Below are 18,332 nucleotides of genomic sequence, written 5' to 3' on the forward strand. Positions count from 1 at the left end.
GCCGCAAGGCGGCCCCAGCTATCTACAGGAACTGCTCGGCATAGTGGCAAGCCACCTGCCGCGTACTCACCTGTCGCAACGCCGGCACTTCCTTGGCACAACGCTCTGTGGCATACGGGCAACGCTTGTGGAACGCGCAGCCATCCGGCGGATTCAACGGGTTGGGCAGTTCACCGGCAATGCGGATCTTCGGCTTCAGCGGATCCGGATGGATCGCCGGGGTCGCCGACAACAGCGCCTGGGTGTACGGGTGCAGCGGCTTCTCGTAGATATCCTCCTTCGGCCCCATCTCCGCCGGCCGCCCGAGGTACATCACCAGCACCTGGTCCGCCACATGGCGCACCACCGCCAGGTTGTGGGAGATGAACACGTAGGCGGTGTTGAACTCCTTTTGCAGGTCCATGAACAGGTTCAGCACCTGGGCCTGGATCGACACGTCCAGCGCCGAGGTCGGCTCGTCGGCCACCAGCACCTTGGGTTGCAGCATCATCGCCCGGGCCAGGGCGATACGCTGGCGCTGGCCGCCGGAGAACATGTGCGGATAGCGCTGGTAGTGCTCGGGGCGCAGGCCCACCTGCTCCATCATCTTCTGCACTTTCTCGCGGCGCTCGGTCTTGCTCAGCGAGGTGTTGATCAGCAGTGGCTCGGCGAGCTGGTCGCCGATCTTCTGCCGCGGGTTGAGCGAGGCGTAGGGGCTCTGGAACACCATCTGCACGTCGCGGCGCAGTTGCTTGCGCTGGTCCTTGCTGGCGCCCTTGACCTCGTGGCCGGCGATCTGCAGCGAGCCGGAGGAGGGCTCCTCGATCAGGGTCAGGGCACGGGCCAGGGTCGACTTGCCGCAGCCGGACTCGCCGACCACGGCCAGGGTCTTGCCGGCCTCCAGTTCGAACGACACACCATTGAGCGCGCGGACCAGCGCATGGCCCTTGAACATGCCGCGGGAGACTTCGTAGTGGCGGGTCAGCTCACGAGCGGAAAGAACGACGGCCATCACGCCACCTCCTGGTTCAGCGGATAGAAGCAACGCACCAGGCTGTGGGCCTGGGGATCGAGGGCCGGGCGCTGCCGGCGGCAGTTTTCCTGCACATAGGGGCAGCGCGGCGACAGCAGGCAACCCTGCGGGCGGTCATAGCGGCCGGGGACGATGCCGGGCAGGGTGGCCAGGCGCTCGGCGCCGATGCTGTGCTCGGGGATGGCCGCCAGCAGCGCTTCGCTGTACGGGTGGGCGGGGATGTCGAACAGCTCCGGCACCTGGCCGACCTCGACGGCCTGGCCCGCGTACATCACGCACACGCGCTTGGCGGTCTCGGCGACCACGGCCAGGTCGTGGGTGATGAGAATGAGCGCCATGTTGCGCTCTTTCTGCAGGTTGACCAGCAGCTCCATGATCTGCGCCTGGATGGTCACGTCCAGGGCCGTGGTCGGTTCGTCGGCGATCAGCAGCTTCGGTTCGCCGGCGATGGCCATGGCGATTGCCACGCGCTGGCTCATGCCGCCGGACAGCTGGTGCGGGTAGGCGTCCAGGCGGCTTTCGGCGGCTGGGATCTCGACCTTCTTCAGCAGTTCCAGGGCACGCTGGCGCGCGGCCTTGCCTTTCAGGCCGAGGTGCTGACGCAGCACTTCCTCGATCTGGTAGCCCACGGTGTAGCTGGGGTTGAGCGCGGTCATCGGGTCCTGGAAGACCATGGCGATGTCCTTGCCCACCACCTTGCGGCGCTGGCGGCCGCTGAGCTTGAGCATGTCGATGCCGTCGAAGTTGAGTACGTCGGCGGTGATGCGCCCGGGGGCGTCGATCAGGCCCATCAGGGCCATCATGGTGACGGACTTGCCGGAGCCGGATTCGCCGACGATGGCGAGGATCTCGCCGGCGTCCACGGCCAGGTCGAGCCCGTCCACGACCGGGATGGCATTGGCGTCGCCGAAGCGCACGTTCAGGTTGTTGATCTGCAACAGTGACATGGCGTTCTCCTCAGGCGGCGTTCTTGAGTTTCGGGTCCAGCGCGTCGCGCAGGCCGTCGCCCATCAGGTTGATTGCCAGCACACTGAGCAGGATCGTCAGGCCGGGCAGGCTCACCACCCACCAGGCGCGCTCGATGTAGTCGCGGGCCGAGGCCAGCATGGTGCCCCACTCGGGGGTCGGCGGCTGGACGCCAAGGCCAAGGAAGCCCAGGGCGGCGGCGTCGAGGATCGCCGAGGAGAAGCTCAGCGTTGCCTGGACGATCAGCGGCGCCATGCAGTTGGGCAGCACGGTGACGAACATCAGGCGTGGCAGGCCGGCGCCGGCCAGGCGCGCGGCGGTGACATAGTCGCGGTTCAGCTCGCCCATCACCGCGGCGCGGGTCAGGCGCACGTAGGAGGGCAGCGAGACGATGGCGATGGCGATCACCGTGTTGATCAGGCCTGGGCCGAGGATGGCGACGATGGCCACGGCCAGCAGCAGCGACGGCAGGGCCAGCATCACGTCCATCAGGCGCATGATCGAGGGGCCGAGGATCTGCGGGAAGAAGCCGGCCAGCAGGCCCAGCAGGATACCCGGGATCAGCGACATCACCACCGACGACAGGCCGATCAGCAGCGACAGGCGGGCACCCTGGATCAGCCGCGAGAGCAGGTCGCGGCCCAGTTCGTCGGTGCCGAGGATGAACTGCCAGGTGCCGCCTTCGAGCCACACCGGCGGGGTGAGCAGGAAGTCGCGGTACTGCTCGCTGGGGTTGTGTGGCGCGACCCAGGGGGCGAACAGGGCGCAGAACACCACCAGGGTCATGAAGGCCAGGCCGGCCACCGCGCCCTTGTTGCGCGAGAAGGCCTGCCAGAACTCTTTGTACGGCGAGGGGTAGAGCAAGCTTTGGTCGACCGCGCTGGGCGGGGTGACGGATTTCGGAATCGGGCTGGTCATGGCGGAGTCCTCAGCGCTGATGACGGATGCGTGGGTTGGCCAGGCCGTAGAGGATGTCCACGACGAAGTTGACCAGGATCACCAGGCAGGCGATCAACAGGATGCCGTTCTGGACCACGGGGTAGTCACGGGCACCGATGGCTTCGATCAGCCATTTGCCGATGCCCGGCCAGGAGAAGATGGTTTCGGTGAGCACGGCGCCGGCCAGCAGCGTGCCGACCTGCAGGCCGAACACGGTCAGTACCGGGATCAGCGCGTTGCGCAGGCCGTGGATGAACACCACGCGCGACGGCGACAGGCCCTTGGCGCGGGCGGTACGGATGTAGTCCTCGCGCAGCACTTCGAGCATCGACGAACGGGTCATCCGGGCGATCACCGCCAGCGGGATGGTGCCCAGTACGATGGCCGGCAGGATCAGGTGCATCACCGCGTCCTTGAACGCGCCTTCCTCGTCGCTGAGCAGGGTGTCTATGAGCATGAAGCCGGTTTTCGGCTCGATGTCGTAGAGCAGGTCGATGCGCCCGGAGACCGGTGTCCAGCCCAGGCTTACCGAGAAGAACATGATCAGGATCAGGCCCCACCAGAAGATCGGCATCGAGTAGCCGGCCAGCGAGATCCCCATCACCCCGTGGTCGAACAGCGAGCCGCGCTTGAGCGCGGCGATCACCCCGGCCAGCAGGCCGATGACCCCGGCGAACAGCAGGGCGGCCATGGCCAGCTCCAGCGTTGCCGGGAACAGGGTGAGGAATTCGTTCCATACGCTTTCACGGGTGCGCAGGGATTCGCCCAGGTCGCCCTGGGCGAGCTTGCCGACATAGTCCAGGTACTGGGCCGGCAGCGGTTTGTTCAGGCCCAAGCGCTCCATGGCCTGGGCGTGCATTTCGGGGTCGACACGGCGCTCGCCCATCATCACCTCGACCGGGTCGCCGGGGATCAGGCGTATGAGCGCGAAGGTCAGCAGGGTGATACCGAAGAAGGTCGGGATCAGCAGGCCCAGGCGTCGGGCAATAAAACTCAACATTGTCAGGGGTACCTCATCAGCCGGTAACGGCGCGCCGCCGGGGCCTCTTGCACAAGGTCCGGCGGCTGTTGTTGTTCTACTTCACCTGGGTGGTGGCGAAGTTGTTGTTGGTCAGTGGGTTGATCACATAGCCTTCGACGTTCTCGCGCATGGCGGTGAACATCTTCGGGTGGGCCATGCTGATCCACGGCTGGTCTTCATCGTACACCGCCAAAGCCTCGTTATAGAGCCTGGCGCGTTCGTCGTTGTCGATCACTTCGCGGGCGCGGGTGATCAGGTCCTGGAATTTCTGGTTGCACCAACGCGCGTAGTTTTCGCCGCTCTTGACCGCATCGCAGCTGAGCATCGGCGTGAGGAAGTTGTCCGGGTCGCCGTTATCGCCGGCCCAGCCCGCCGACACCAGGTCGGCCTCGCCCTTCTTGGCGCGACGCAGCATCTCGGCCCATTCCATCACGCGGATGTCGAGCTTGATGCCGATCTTGGCCAGGTCGGACTGGAGCATTTCGGCCGACAGGCGCGGGTTGGGGTTGGTCGGGCCGCCGCCGTTGCGGGTGAACAGGGTGATCACGGTGCCTTCCGGCACGCCGGCTTCCTTGAGCAGGGCGCGGGCCTTGTCGAGGTCGTGGGGCGGGTTCTTGTTGTCGGTGTTGTAGCCGATCATGGTCGGCGGGTACGGGTTGACGCCCGGCAGCGCGTTGCCCTTGCCGAACAGCTGGTCGACGTGGGTCTGGCGGTCGAAGGCCATGTTGATCGCCTTGCGCACGCGCACGTCGCTCAGGTACTTGTGCTGGGTGTTCATCGAGATATAGCCGGTGACCAGCGCCTCGATCTCGGCAACCTTGAGTTTCGGATCGGTCTTGATCCCCGGCACGTCGTCAGGCTTGGGGTACAGGGCGATCTGGCACTCGTTGGCGCGCAGTTTCTGCAGGCGCACGTTGCTGTCGGTGGCGATGGCGAAGATCAGCCCGTCGGCCGGCGGCTTGCCGCGGAAGTAGTCCGGGTTGGCCTTGTAGCGAACCTGGGCATCCTTGCTGTAGCGCTGGAACACGAACGGGCCGGTGCCGACCGGCTTGCTGTTGAGGTCGCCGGTCTTGCCGGCCTTGAGCAGCTGGTCGCCGTACTCGGCGGAGTAGATCGAGGTGAAGGCCATGGCCAGGTCGCGCAGGAAGGGCGCTTCCGGGCGGGTCAGGGTGATCACCACGGTGTGGTCATCGGTCTTCTCGACCGACTTGAGCAGGTCCTTGAAGGCCATGCTCTCGAAATAGGGGTAGCCGACGCTGGTCTTGTCGTGCCACGGGTGGTCTTTCTTCAACTGGCGGTTCAGGCTCCACAGCACGTCATCGGCGTTGAAGTCGCGGGTCGGCTTGAAGTAGTCGGTGGTGTGGAACTTGACGCCTTCGCGCAGGTGGAAGGTGTACACCAGCCCGTCGGGGCTGACCTCCCAGCTCGTGGCCAGGGCCGGCTGGATCTCGGTGGTGCCGGGCTTGAAGTCGACCAGGCGGTTGAAGATGGCCTCGGCCGTGGCGTCGGCGGTGACGGCGGTGGTGTACTGGACGATGTCGAAGCCTTCCGGGCTGGCTTCGGTGCACACCACCAGCGGCTTGGCCGCCAGATTCGATGCGGCGCCCAGGATGACGGCTGCCAAGGCAGCACGTAGCGGTAGCATTTTCATGGAACCTCCCTGCAGTGCTAGTTCCAGCGTAGCCGCCACGGCCCGTGGGGAGGCGGGCCGTGGCGCCAACGGTCAGAGGATGTTGAACGGAATGGTGGTGACGACGCGGAACTCGTCGAGGCTGCCGTCGCTCTGTGCCTTGCTGGCACGGTGGGCGGTATAGGTGGCGCGGATGGTGGTGTCCTTCAGCATGCCGCTCTGTACTGCGTAGCTGGTGCCGATGCCCCACTCGTAGTGGTTTTCGCCGTCCTGGCCACGGACGTCATAGGCGGTGCCCTTGTAATGGGTACCGTCGATGTCCCAGCCGCGGGCGTTGTAGACGTTGAACTTCAGGCCCGGCACGCCATACGGCGCCATGTTCAGCACATAGCTGATCTGCAGGGATTTTTCGTTCGGGCCGTTGAAGTCCGACAGCAGGGAGTTGGCCAGGTAGATGCCGTTGGTTTCGTGCAGGTAGTCGAAGTACTCGTTGCCGTTGACCTGCTGCCAGGAGGCGGTGAGGGTGTGGGCCTGGTGGGTCAGGCCGAACGACAGGCTGTAGGTGTCGTTGTCGATCTCGCCCATCTTCTTGCTGCCTTCGTCCACGGTCTTGTAGTAGTTCAGACCGGTGGTCAGGCTCAGCACCGCGCTGTCGCCCAGCACGTGGTTGGCGCCGAAGTAGTACTGGTTCCAGAAATCCTCGACCTTGGTGGCGTAGAGGCTGGTGGTCAGGCTCTTGAGCGGCTGGTAGTTGATGCCGACGGTGCTGGCGCGGTCGGTTTCCACACCGTTGCCGTATTCGCTGCGGAACTTGCTCAGGCTCTGCTCGGTACGCGGCGAGACGCGGTCGAAGGTACCCAGGTCGAACGACAGGTTCTCGAATTCGGCGCTGTGCAGGAACGCGCCCTGGAAGCTCGAAGGCAGCGCACGGTTGCCGATATAGGCGATCATCGGCGTGTCCACCGACTGGCGGCCCACGGTCAGCGTGGTGTTGGAGATGCGCGCCTTGACGTTGCCCAGGCCCATCTTGCTCCACTGGCCGATCGGATCACCATCGCTGTGGGTCAGCGTACGGTTGTTCGGGCCGGCCACGGCGGCGCGGCCCTGCTCGAGGGCGATGGCGTTGTAGGCTGCGGCCTCGACGGCGAAGCCCACGGTGCCTTCGGTGAAGCCCGAGCTGTAGTTGAGGATGGTGCCCTGGACCCAGTTGTCACGGCTGTGGGTGTCGTGGCGGGTGCCGTCGCTCTTGGTGTACTTCCACAGCGGCGCGCGGGTGGCGCGTTCGCGGGCGTACCAGTTGCGGGTGCTGCCGGACAGGCTCTGGCCATCGATGAAGCCCTTGGCTTCGGCCTGCTCGCTGCTGGATTTGAGCGCGATCGGCACGAAGTCCTGGCTCATCGGTTCGGCCTGGGCTAGGGCGCAGAAGGCGCCCACGGACAAGGCCAGTGCGGTGGTGGTGGTACGAATCAACATGAAAGCTCCCTGATATTTTTTTAGTTATCACCCGACCTCGTGGGCCGGGCTTGTCACGGTGACGCGGTACTGCAGTGTCTGCCTTGGGGTTGCCAGGCAAATCCGGGCTGCACGCGGACGCGGGAGTGGGTCGCACCCCCGGCCGGGCGATACAGGGTCAATCGATGCTGACGCCGGAGAAAACGTTGCGTCCGAAGGGGCTGACCTTGAAGTCTTTCACGCTGATGCTCAGCGGCTGGTTGACCGTGGAGTGCGCGACCGGGGTGATCGGCACCTGTTGCTTGAGGCGTTGCTGGGCTTGTTCGTAGAGGCTGGTGCGCTGGTCGCGGTCGGTGACCTGCTTGGCTTTCTTGACCAGGGCGTCGTACTGCGTGTCGCACCACAGCGAGTAGTTGTTGCTGCCGATGGCGTCGCAACTGAACAGCGTGCCCAGCCAGTTGTCCGGGTCGCCGTTGTCGCCGGTCCAGCCGATCAGGGCGATATCGTGCTCGCCGTTCTTCATGCGCTTGAGGTATTCACCCCACTCGTAGCTGACGATGCGCACCTTGAAGCCGAGCTTGCTCCAGTCGGACTGGAGCATTTCGGCCATCAGCTTGGCATTGGGGTTGTAGGGGCGCTGCACCGGCATGGCCCACAGGGTGATCTCGGTACCTTCCTTGACCCCGGCCTGCTTGAGCAGCTGCTTGGCTTTTTTCGGGTCGAAGGGCGCGTCCTTGATCGACTTGTCGTAGGACCACTGGGTCGGCGGCATGGCGTTCGATGCGGCTTGGCCGGCGCTCTGATAAACCGCGCCGATGATGGCTTCCTTGTTCACCGCCATGTCCATGGCCTGGCGCACCTCCAGCCGGTCGAATGGCGGGTGCTGGGTGTTGTAGGCGATGTAGCCGAGGTTGAAGCCGGGCTGGGTCATCACCTGCAGCTGCTTGTCGGTCGAAAGCGCTGGCAGATCGGCGGGGCGTGGGTGCAGGGTTACCTGGCATTCGTTCTTGCGCAGCTTCTGGATACGTACCGAGGGGTCGACGTTGATGGAGAAGATCAGGTTGTCGATCTTCACCCGGTCCGGCGCCCAGTAGTCCTTGTTGCCCTTGAAGCGGATCTGCGAATCCTTCTGGTAGCGCTGGAACACGAACGGGCCGGTGCCGATCGGCTTCTGGTTGATGTCGCTGGCCTTGCCGCCGGCCAGCAGATGATCGGCGTACTCGGCGGAGAGGATCGCGGCGAAGGCCATGGCGATGTTCTGCAGGAACGCGGCGTCGACCTTGTTGAGGGTGAAGACCACGGTCAGCGGGTCGGTCTTCTCGACGCTGGCGATGTTCTTGTCCAGGCCCATGCTGATGAAGTACGGGAACTCGGTGGGGTAGGCCTGGCGGAAGGGGTGGTTCTTGTCGAGCATGCGGTTGAAGGTGAACAGCACGTCGTCGGCGTTGAAGTCGCGGGTGGGCTTGAAGTCCTTGTTGGCGTGGAACTTCACCCCGGGTCGCAGGTGGAAGGTGTACTTCAGGCCGTCCTCGGACACCTGCCAGTCGGTGGCCAGGCCCGGCTGCACGGCGGTGCCGCCACGCTCGAACTCGACCAGGCGGTTGTAGATCGGCTCGGCGGCGTCGTTGTCGGTGGCCGCGGTGTACTGGGCGGTGTCGAAGCCCGCCGGGCTGCCCTCGGAGCAGAACACCAGGTTGTTGGCGAGGCTCGCCGGGGCCTGGCTCAGCAGGCCGAGGGCAAGCAGGGTGGAACACAGTGTGGTCAGGCGCATGGCAGATCCTTTGTCCGTCTTTTTCGTGCCGCGACAGGCAAAACGCGGCTGCAACATCCCGGTCCTGACGATAGGTGCGCCAGAATGTGGGAGCCAGGGTTCGCTACTGATTTGGGTGCGGGAGCGTTCCGGCGAGCGTGAGGGAATTGCCCTACGTATCGCCCGTTCGTGTCATCGTCCCGCCGGCAAGCCCGGCGGGACGATCACGGCCGTTACTTGCTCACGCTGACCCCGTAGAAGGAGTTCAGGCCGAAGGGGCTGATCTTGAAGTCCTTCACGGACGTGCTCATTGGCTGATACACGGTGGAGTGGGCGATCGGGGTGATCGGCACCTGCTCCTTGAGGATGTGTTGCGCCTGCTTGTACAGCTCGGTGCGCTTGGCCTGATCGGGGGTGGCCTTGGCCTGCTTGATCAGGTCGTCGTAGGGCTTGAAGCACCACTTGGAGAAGTTGTTGCCGCTCATGGCGTCGCAGCTGTACAGGGTGCCGAGCCAGTTGTCCGGGTCACCGTTGTCGCCGCTCCAGCCGATCAGCATGGCGCCTTGCTCGCCGCCCTTGGAACGCTTGATGTACTCGCCCCATTCGTAGCTGACGATCTTGGCCTTGATGCCGACCTTGGCCCAGTCGGACTGGAGCATTTCGGCCATCAGCTTGGCGTTGGGGTTGTACGGGCGCTGCACCGGCATGGCCCACAGGGTGATCTCGGTGCCTTCCTTGACGCCGGCTTCCTTGAGCAGCTGCTTGGCTTTCTCAGGATCGTACTTGGCGTCCTTGATGGTGGTGTCGTAGGACCATTGGGTCGGCGGCATGGCGTTGACCGCCAGCTGGCCGGCGCCCTGGTACACCGACTCGATGATCTGCTGCTTGTTGACGGCCATGTCCAGCGCTTCGCGCACCTTGAGTTGCGACAGCGGGTTGGCGTCGTTGCTGCCCTTGACCTTGTCCATCACGTTGTAGGCGATGTAGCCGAGGTTGAAGCCGGCCTGTTCAGGCATCTGCAGCTTCTTGTCTTCCTGCAGCGGCTTGATGTCGGCCGGGCGCGGGAACAGGGTGACCTGGCATTCGTTCTTCTTGAGCTTCTGCATGCGCACCGAGGCGTCGGTGCTGATGGCGAAGATCAGGTTGTCGATCTTGACGTCCTCGGGCTTCCAGTAGTCCTTGTTGCCCTTGTAGCGGATCTGCGCGTCCTTCTGGTACTTGCTGAACACGAACGGGCCGGTGCCGATCGGCTTCTGGTTGATATCGGCGGCCTTGCCTTGCTTGAGCAACTGGTCGGCGTACTCGGCGGACTGGATCGAGGCGAAGCTCATGGCCAGGTTCTGGATGAACGCGGCGTCGACGTCGTTGAGGGTGAACTTCACGGTGTGCTCATCGACTTTCTCGAGCTTGGCGATGTTCTTGTCCATGCCCATGTCGGTGAAGTACGGGAACTCGGTGGGGTAGGCCTTGCGGAAGGGGTGGTCCTTGTCGAGCATGCGGTTGAAGGTGAACAGCACGTCGTCGGCGTTGAACGCACGGGTCGGCTTGAAGTACTCGGTGGTATGGAACTTCACGCCTTCGCGCAGGTGGAAGGTGTAGGTCTTGCCGTCATCGGAAACCTCCCACTGGGTGGCCAGGCCCGGAATGACCTTGGTACCGCCGCGCTCGAACTGGGTCAGGCGGTTGAACATGGTTTCGGCGGAGGCGTCAAAGTCGGTCCCGGTGGTGTACTGGCCAGGGTCGAAACCGGCCGGGCTGCCTTCGGAGCAGAACACCAGGTTGGTCGCGGCGTGGGCGAACGGTGCGCCGGCTAGCAAGCCTGCACCTACCAGGAACGGAATGACTGCGTGTTTGAGCATGGTGGCCTCATTGTTGTCATTTTTCGAATTGAGGCGGCCTCGTGAGCCGACCTGCGGATACTTATGCAGGGGGTGTTCCCAATGCAACACTCAGCGGGATGGTTGGCGCCAATTTTGTGGTACGGACGTACATGGATGTCGCATCCATATAACTTTGGCGAATGTTGATCGTTTGCGCGGGAGAAAAGGGCGAAAATTACAAGATATTTCGCACTTTATGTGACAAGCAGACGCACCCGTTTGGTGCGTAGGAAAGGTCTGAAACTGCTGTCCGAGACGCTTTACGCGACTCGGACATCCAGTTGGAGGGGTCAGGGGACCTGGACTTCGATCAGGCCATCGGCACTCATGCTGACTTCGCTGGTGCCCGCCTCGATATCCGGCGCTGGCGCGGCCTCGTCGGCGGCGCCCTTGGCCATCATCGCCATCGGTGCGCTGCGCAGGTACGGACGTGGGTAGCCGCTGCTGTTAAGGTTCAGGCTGACCACCTTGTAGCCTTTGCCGCCCAGGGCCTCGGTGGCCAGCTGGGCGCGGGCCTTGAAGGCGGCGACGGCGTCCTTGAGCAGCTCGTCCTCATTGGACTTGCGCGTGGTCGGGGCGATGGAGAAGTCCATGCCGCCCATTTTCAGGTCTTGCAGGAGCTCGCCGGTGAGCTTGGACAGGGCCGGGAAGTCGGCGCCTTCCAGGCGCAGCTCGGCGCGCTCGCGCCAGCCGGTGATCTTCTGGCCCTTGGTGTCGTAGATCGGGTAGCTGTTGCGGCTGCCCTGGCTGATCTTCACGTCCTTGACCTGACGGGCCTGCTGCACGGCCTTGTTCATGGTCTCGGTGATCTCCTTGGCGAGCTTGCCCGGGTCGCTGTTCTGGGCTTCGCTGTACAGCGTCACGACCATCAGGTCGCGCGCCACTTCCTTGCTGACTTCGGCGCGCAGCGACACCTGGTTGTAGCGAGGCTCATCGGCGGCCAGGGCCGGCAGACTGGCGAGCATGCCGCAGGACAGGGCAACGGCGGCGGCGCCGCGACGGGAAATGTGCATGTGGAGCTCCTTGGCAAAGTAAGGCGTGGATGAGGACATCCGTTCCACGCATGGCCGATCAGACCGGCAACAGTGTAGTGGGTTCAAAAATGCCATCATGAGTCTGTGACAAACTGTGGCGCTTTGCCGCATCGCTGCAGCGAGGCGCCCGGCTTCGGTATACTCCAGCCGATTTTCCTGGAGCACTCATTGGGAGAGCTCATGCTCGCCGTCGCACAACCGTTGTCCGCTACACGCCAGAACCTCTGGCGCCTGACCTTCATCCGCATTCTCGTGCTGGCGGCCCAGGCCGGCTCCGTGGGCGTTGCCTACTGGACCGAACTGCTGCCGCTGCCGTGGTTCTCGCTGGCGGTGACGCTGGCCCTGTCATCGTTGCTGTGTGCGTTCACCGCCCTGCGCCTGCGCCTGTCGCTGCCGGTCACCGAACTCGAGTACGCCCTGCAGCTGGCCTGCGACCTGTTGATCCACAGCGCCCTGCTTTATTACTCGGGTGGATCGACCAACCCCTTCGTCTCTTATTACCTGGTACCGCTGGCGATCGCCGCGGTCACGCTGCCGTGGCTCTACTCGCTGGTGCTCTCGGGCATTGCGCTGGTGGCCTACAGCCTGCTGCTGGTGCAGTACTATCCTCTGGAGACGCTGCCGCTGGCGCGTGACACCATGCAGGTCTACGGCATGTGGCTGAGTATCGCCCTGGCCGCCGGGGTGATCACCTTCTTCGCCGCGCGCATGGCCGAGGAGCTGCGTCGGCAGGAAAACCTGCGCGCCGAGCGTCGCGAAGAGAGCCTGCGCGACGAGCAGTTGCTGGCCGTGGCCACCCAGGCAGCCGGCGCCGCCCATGAGCTGGGCACGCCGCTGGCGACCATGAGCGTGCTGCTCAACGAGATGCGCCAGGATCACGCCGACCCCCTGTTGCAGGAGGACCTGCAGATCCTTCAGGACCAGGTCAAGCTGTGCAAGGAAACCTTGCAGCAACTGGTGCGCGCCGCCGAGGCCAACCGACGGCTGGCGATCGTCGAGCAGGACGTCACCGCCTGGCTCGACGAGGCGCTCAACCGCTGGCACCTGATGCGCCCCGAGGCCAGCTACCGCTTCCAGCGCCTGCGCGATGGCGTGGTGCCGCGGCTGACGCCGCCGCCGGACCTGACCCAGGCGCTGCTGAACCTGTTGAACAATGCCGCCGATGCCTGCCCGGACGACCTGGAGGTGCGCCTGGACTGGGATGCCCAAGACATCGTCATCAGCATCCGCGACCACGGCCCCGGCGTGCCGCCGGCCATCGCCGAGGCGATCGGCAAACCCTTCATTACCACCAAGGGCAAAGGCTTCGGCCTGGGCCTGTTCTTGAGCAAGGCCAGCGTGACGCGTGCGGGCGGTTCGGTGAAACTCTATAGTCATGAGCAGGGTGGCACCCTGACCGAATTGCGCCTGCCCCATGGCAAGCGAGGAGATGCAAGATGAGCGAAGAAAACCAGGTCGAAGGCGAAGAACTGCCGCACCTGCTGCTGGTGGATGACGACGCCACCTTTACTCGGGTGATGGCCCGGGCTATGTCGCGTCGTGGGTTCCGTGTGAGCACCGCGGGTTCCGCCGAGGAAGGCTTGAAACTGGCCGAGCAGGACTTGCCCGACTACGCCACGCTGGACCTGAAGATGGAAGGCGACTCGGGCCTGGTGCTGTTGCCCAAGCTGCTGGAGCTGGACCCGGAGATGCGGGTGGTGATCCTGACCGGTTACTCGAGCATCGCCACGGCGGTCGAGGCGGTCAAGCGCGGGGCCTGCAACTACCTGTGCAAGCCGGCGGACGCCGACGATGTGCTGGCGGCGTTGCTCTCGGAGCACACCGACCTGGATACCCTGGTGCCGGAAAACCCGATGTCGGTGGATCGCCTGCAGTGGGAGCACATCCAGCGGGTGCTGGGCGAGCACGAGGGCAACATCTCCGCCACGGCGCGGGCGCTGGGGATGCACCGGCGCACGCTGCAGCGCAAGTTGCAGAAGCGCCCGGTTCGGCGCTGACGCATATTCCTGTAGGAGCGGCCTTGTGCCGCGAAAGGGCTGCGCAGCAGCCCCTATCTCGGTGGAACGCTGAAACCGCCGGGGCCGCCTTGCGGCCCTTTCGCGGCACAAGGCCGCTCCTACAGGGATTGCGCATGATCTGATGAGAGGCCCGGCCTTGTATCAGGCTTTCACCCCCGAACGATCAACCCGCACCGCCAGCTGTCCTGCCCCCGATGGCGCCTCGAACGCCACCTGTCCCCCTGCCGGCACTTTCGCCCGGCCAATCACCTTGCCGGCACGCAGCAACTCCAGCGGCATGCCTTCCATCGACTGGCCCGAAGCCAGTTCCAGTTTGACCTTGATATTCATCGGTGACCTCCTTGTCACGCGTTGCGATCGATATAGAGCGTGGTCTTGCCGTCCAGGCTGGCGATCAGTTCCGGTGAACCGCCGCGGAACTGGCGGAACAGGTTGCGCCCGCGCTGCTTGCCGTCCGCCGGCACTTGCACGCTCGGGTGGAACTGGTCGGTCAACTCGACATAGGCGCTCCACGGGCCGATGTACGACTCGTTGAGCTGGTCGGTGACGCTGAAGGCGTAGCGCACCGCGTTGCCGCGCTGCCAGTTCAGGCCATCGGGCTCGCGGCGCTCCCAGCCGGTGATCGCCGGCGAGGTGGCCGGGGCATCGATGAAACCGGTGGGCTTGTTCGGCTTGTAGTCCTTGAGCAGCAGGTAGGTGCTCCAGCCCCACCAGTCGCCGATGCGGTTGCGGTCGTTGAGGTCGTTGACGTCCTTGCGTCGCAGCACGGCCTTGCCGTCCTGGACGTACAGCGGGGCGAAGTTGCCGGGTACCAGGTCCTGCTCGGCGGCCCGCAGGTCGGGCGCCAGGCGCAGCGCCGCGAAGTCCTTCGCCGCTGGCGCGCGGCCTTCGGCGAAGGTCTGGAACACCTCGTCGGCCGAACGTTGCACGGCGCGGCCCACCTGGCGACGGTTGGCCACATCGACGCTGTCGAAGTAGCGCTTGTCGCCGTAGGCGCGCCATTGCTCGCCTTCGGCATTGCGCACGGCCAGGCCGTACTTGCTGTCCTCGTCGTGCATGAAGCGCGAGATCAGCGAGCCGACGTCACTCGGCGTGACGGTATCGGCCAGGGCCTTGCGCGGCACCCGCAGGTGGCCGGCGGAGAACAGGTCGGTGAGGAAGTGGTCGGCGAAGGCGTTCATCGCATAGGCCAGTTGCAGGTCGCGCTCCTCGCCGCTGGCGCGGGCTTTCAGCGCCTGCTGCAGGGCGGCGGCGTGGCCGGCCTGGTAGGCCGCCAGCGCCCAGGGGCCGAAGTGGTCCCAGTTGCTGGCGGCCAGTTTCAGGTAGCGGCCCAGGGGGAACAGGTCGGAGGCGAAGCTGCCGCCACCGGTGATGCGGTTCCAGCGTGCCGACAGGCTGTCACCCAGCGCGTCATAGGCCTCGTGGGGCTGGCGGCCGTCCTTGATGGCCTGGTTGGCGGCGCCGATTTCTTCCTGCATGACCGCAAGGATCTGTTCGGCTTCCGCCTTGGCCGCCGGCAGGCGCGCCAGGGAGTCGAAGGCCTGGGTGAAGCGTTCGATCCGCTCGGCGTCGTTGGCGCCATCGGCGATCGGGCGCTCGGGCAAGCCGTAGAAGTCGCCGCCCAGGGCGATTACCTGGCCATAGGTCAGGCTCAGGCCGTTGGGCAACGGCAGCGGCGACTGGTGGGCGGGGATACCCGGTTGACCCGCTTCAAAGCGCAGCAGGGTGTTGTCGCCGATGGCGGTGTGTTCGCCGCCTTCAAAGAACAGCTCCGGCCCGCGCCGTGCGGATGGGCCGCGAGCCGGTGGCGGCGCAAGGCGGTGGTACTTGACGGTGTGGTGGCCATGCATGACCAGCATCAGATGGCTGTCGGTGCCGGGCAGGGCGACGCCCTGTTCCTCGAACAACTGCTCGAGGTCGGCGACCACCAGCGTTGCCTGGGCCTTCGCGGCCACAGGCGTTGTGTGCATTCCTGACATGATTTGCTCCTTGCAATGTCTGGATCGTCCATTTTTATACTGTATGCATATACAGTAATTCTTACTATATTCAGGAAAATTCCTACGTCAAGACCTCTTTGTGCGGGTATCTGGCTGCTGTGGCGGGCGCAACTCCCCCGGCTCTCACGTATGATGGCGCCCCTGACGGTATTTCCCGGGAACACGTTGCATGCTTGCCCTTCTCATCCAGACACTGAACATCACGGCCCCTGTGTTTGCCATGCTGTTCATGGGCGTGCTGCTCAAGCGCATCCGCTTGATCGACGACAACTTCAACCGGGTCGCCTCGAAGCTGGTGTTCAACGTGTGCATGCCGGCGCTGCTGTTCCTCGGCATCTACCACGCCGACCTGGCGGCGGCGGTGAAGCCCGGGGTGATCCTCTACTTCGTGGTCGCGACGCTGGCGTGTTTCGGCCTGGCCTGGGGCCTGGCGATCTGGCGCTGCCCGCGGGCGGACCGGGGCGTCTACACGCAAGGCGCGTTTCGCGGCAACAACGGCGTGATCGGCCTGGCACTGGCGGCCAGCCTGTATGGCGACTACGGTATATCCCTCGGCGCGGTGCTGGCCGGGTTGGTGATCCTCATGTACAACTCGCTGTCGGCGGTGGTCCTGGCGGTGTACAGCCCGGACCTGAAGTCCGACCCGTGGAGCATCTGCAAGAGCATCCTCAGCAACCCGTTGATCATCAGCGTGCTGGTGGCCACGCCCATGGCCTATGGTCAGGTGCCGTTGCCCAACTGGCTGCTGACTTCGGGGGATTACCTGGCGCAGATGACCCTGCCGCTGGCGCTGATCTGCATCGGCGGCACCCTGTCACTGGCGGCGCTGCGCGACAGTGGCCGGCTGGCCTTCGACGTCAGCCTGGTGAAGATGGTCTGGCTGCCGGTGCTGGGAACGCTGGGCGCCTGGTTGTGCGGTTTTCGCGGTGCGGAGCTTGGCATCCTGTTCCTCTACATTGGCAGCCCCACCGCGGCGGCCAGTTATGTGATGGCGCGGGAGGCCAACGGCAACCATGAACTGGCGGCGTCGATCATCGTGATCACCACGCTGATGGCCGCCGTCACCACGAACATCGGGATTTTCTTCTTGCAATGGGGTGGATGGATCTAGTCGATTGCAAGCAAAACCAATAACACTGCCTCACCTAAAGGACACTTCATGCAAGACCAGAGCACGCCCGAGCGCTTGCAGCGCGGGCTGAAGAATCGCCATATCCAGCTGATCGCGCTGGGCGGAGCCATCGGCACCGGGCTGTTCCTGGGCATCGCCCAGACCATCCAGCTAGCCGGCCCGTCGGTGCTGCTGGGCTACGCCGTCGCTGGCCTGATGGCCTTCCTGATCATGCGCCAGCTGGGCGAGATGGTGGTCGAGGAGCCGGTCGCCGGCAGCTTCAGCCACTTCGCGCACCAGTACTGGAGCGAGTTCGCCGGTTTCGTCTCGGGCTGGAACTACTGGGTGGTGTACGTGCTGGTCGGCATGGCCGAGCTCACCGCAGTGGGCATCTACGTGCAGTACTGGTGGCCGGATTTCCCCACCTGGGCCACGGCGGCGATCTTCTTCGTGGCGATCAACGCCATCAACCTGACCCAGGTGAAGGTGTACGGCGAAATGGAGTTCTGGTTCGCCCTGGTCAAGGTGGTGGCGATCGTCAGCATGATCGGTTTCGGCGCCTGGCTGCTCACCAGTGGCCATGGCGGACCGGATGCCAGCGTCGCCAACCTGTGGCAATACGGTGGCTTCTTCCCCAATGGCGTCACCGGGCTGATCATGGCCCTGGCGGTGATCATGTTCTCGTTCGGCGGCCTGGAGCTGGTGGGCATCACCGCCGCCGAGGCGGCCAACCCGCGTGAGAGCATCCCGAAGGCCACCAACCAGGTGGTCTATCGCATCCTGATCTTCTACATCGGCGCGCTGGCCGTACTGCTGTCGCTGTATCCGTGGCAGAAGGTGGTGCAGGGCGGCAGCCCGTTCGTGATGATCTTCCACGAGCTGGACAGCGACCTGGTGGCGACGATCCTCAACATTGTGGTGCTGACCGCCGCGCTGTCGGTCTACAACAGCTGTGTATACGCCAACAGCCGCATGCTGTTCGGCCTGGCCACGCAGGGTGACGCGCCGCGCCAGCTGCTCAAGGTCAGCCGTCGTGGCGTGCCGCTCACCGCACTGGGCGTATCGGCCTTCGCTACCGGCCTGTGCGTGCTGATCAACTACCTGATGCCGGGCGAAGCCTTCGGCCTGCTCATGGCCCTGGCGGTGTCGGCGTTGGTGATCAACTGGGCGAGTATCAGTATTACCCACCTGAAGTTCCGCAAGGCCAAGCTGGCGGCCGGGATTCAGCCGTTCTACCGTAGCCTGGGGCATCCGCTGACCAACTACCTGTGCCTGGCGTTCATCGTGCTGATCCTGGTGGTGATGTACCTGACCCCGCCGATTCGCATTTCGGTGATGTTGATTCCGGCGTGGATTGCTGTGTTGTGGGTGGCGTTCCGGATCAAGAAGGCGAGGCAGGCCTGATTTGATCCAGTTCGGTTTCGGGATGTTCATGGCGTCCTGAAACCGAGCAGGCTTGGATGGCGTATTATGGTCATTCAAGTCTGTTTCCAATCTCTCGGTTGCCATCGCAGGCAGT

The 18,332-nt window shown here is 64.5% G+C and carries 15 protein-coding genes; 4 read left to right on the plus strand and 11 right to left on the minus strand.

Annotated elements, in window-relative coordinates; all coding sequences use genetic code 11:
• Positions 1-22: 22 nt before the first annotated feature.
• From NMG10_RS24890 to NMG10_RS24930, 9 genes are all read right to left on the minus strand, one after another.
• Positions 23-991: a peptide ABC transporter ATP-binding protein gene (locus tag NMG10_RS24890; RefSeq protein ID WP_110735730.1), complete on the minus strand. Its 969-nt coding sequence runs from the start codon at positions 989-991 to the stop codon at positions 23-25.
• The gene (locus NMG10_RS24895) at positions 991-1,959 is read right to left on the minus strand and encodes an ABC transporter ATP-binding protein (RefSeq protein ID WP_254465312.1); all 969 of its coding nucleotides are present in this window, start codon (positions 1,957-1,959) and stop codon (positions 991-993) included. The genes NMG10_RS24890 and NMG10_RS24895 overlap by 1 nt, the downstream gene beginning before the upstream one ends.
• Before the next feature lie 10 nt (positions 1,960-1,969).
• A complete protein-coding gene (locus NMG10_RS24900) occupies positions 1,970-2,896 on the minus strand; it encodes an ABC transporter permease subunit (protein ID WP_096048649.1) in 927 nt (308 codons plus the stop codon).
• Between the two features lie 10 nt (positions 2,897-2,906).
• Positions 2,907-3,917, minus strand: coding sequence for an ABC transporter permease subunit (locus tag NMG10_RS24905; RefSeq protein ID WP_028689623.1), 1,011 nt, complete (start codon positions 3,915-3,917; stop codon positions 2,907-2,909).
• A 76-nt stretch (positions 3,918-3,993) separates the two neighbouring features.
• Complete coding sequence (locus NMG10_RS24910) at positions 3,994-5,589, minus strand: ABC transporter substrate-binding protein (protein ID WP_203650759.1); 1,596 nt, start codon at positions 5,587-5,589, stop codon at positions 3,994-3,996.
• 72 nt (positions 5,590-5,661) lie between these two features.
• Positions 5,662-7,041: an OprD family porin gene (locus tag NMG10_RS24915; protein WP_254465313.1), complete on the minus strand. Its 1,380-nt coding sequence runs from the start codon at positions 7,039-7,041 to the stop codon at positions 5,662-5,664.
• A 157-nt stretch (positions 7,042-7,198) separates the two neighbouring features.
• The gene (locus NMG10_RS24920; RefSeq protein WP_254465314.1) at positions 7,199-8,791 is read right to left on the minus strand and encodes an ABC transporter substrate-binding protein; all 1,593 of its coding nucleotides are present in this window, start codon (positions 8,789-8,791) and stop codon (positions 7,199-7,201) included.
• 212 nt (positions 8,792-9,003) lie between these two features.
• Positions 9,004-10,629 (minus strand): ABC transporter substrate-binding protein, encoded by a 1,626-nt coding sequence (locus NMG10_RS24925; protein ID WP_050704070.1) that lies wholly within the window; start codon positions 10,627-10,629, stop codon positions 9,004-9,006.
• Between the two features lie 311 nt (positions 10,630-10,940).
• Complete coding sequence (locus NMG10_RS24930; RefSeq protein ID WP_203650770.1) at positions 10,941-11,663, minus strand: SIMPL domain-containing protein; 723 nt, start codon at positions 11,661-11,663, stop codon at positions 10,941-10,943.
• Between the two features lie 201 nt (positions 11,664-11,864).
• On the opposite strand from NMG10_RS24930, the gene NMG10_RS24935 reads away from it, so the two are divergent.
• Together NMG10_RS24935 and NMG10_RS24940 are read left to right on the plus strand one after the other, a co-directional pair.
• On the plus strand, positions 11,865-13,124 hold the full coding sequence (locus NMG10_RS24935; RefSeq protein ID WP_254465315.1) for an ATP-binding protein: 1,260 nt from the start codon (positions 11,865-11,867) through the stop codon (positions 13,122-13,124).
• A complete protein-coding gene (locus tag NMG10_RS24940; RefSeq protein WP_023632665.1) occupies positions 13,121-13,681 on the plus strand; it encodes a response regulator transcription factor in 561 nt (186 codons plus the stop codon). The genes NMG10_RS24935 and NMG10_RS24940 overlap by 4 nt, the downstream gene beginning before the upstream one ends.
• 162 nt (positions 13,682-13,843) lie before the next feature.
• Here NMG10_RS24940 and NMG10_RS24945 read toward each other — a convergent pair whose 3' ends face one another.
• Entirely contained in the window at positions 13,844-14,032 is a 189-nt protein-coding gene (locus tag NMG10_RS24945) for a hypothetical protein (RefSeq protein ID WP_232857791.1), read from the minus strand.
• A gap of 14 nt (positions 14,033-14,046) precedes the next feature.
• Complete coding sequence (locus NMG10_RS24950) at positions 14,047-15,681, minus strand: phospholipase (protein WP_232857790.1); 1,635 nt, start codon at positions 15,679-15,681, stop codon at positions 14,047-14,049.
• 190 nt (positions 15,682-15,871) lie between these two features.
• On the opposite strand from NMG10_RS24950, the gene NMG10_RS24955 reads away from it, so the two are divergent.
• Both NMG10_RS24955 and NMG10_RS24960 read left to right on the plus strand, forming a co-directional pair.
• Positions 15,872-16,813 (plus strand): AEC family transporter, encoded by a 942-nt coding sequence (locus NMG10_RS24955; protein WP_234560391.1) that lies wholly within the window; start codon positions 15,872-15,874, stop codon positions 16,811-16,813.
• A 48-nt stretch (positions 16,814-16,861) separates the two neighbouring features.
• Entirely contained in the window at positions 16,862-18,217 is a 1,356-nt protein-coding gene (locus NMG10_RS24960) for an amino acid permease (protein WP_203650778.1), read from the plus strand.
• The last annotated feature ends 115 nt before the right edge of the window (positions 18,218-18,332 follow it).

Origin of the sequence: Pseudomonas sp. DVZ6 (assembly GCF_024259445.1) — a bacterium.
Classification (GTDB): domain Bacteria; phylum Pseudomonadota; class Gammaproteobacteria; order Pseudomonadales; family Pseudomonadaceae; genus Aquipseudomonas; species Aquipseudomonas peradeniyensis.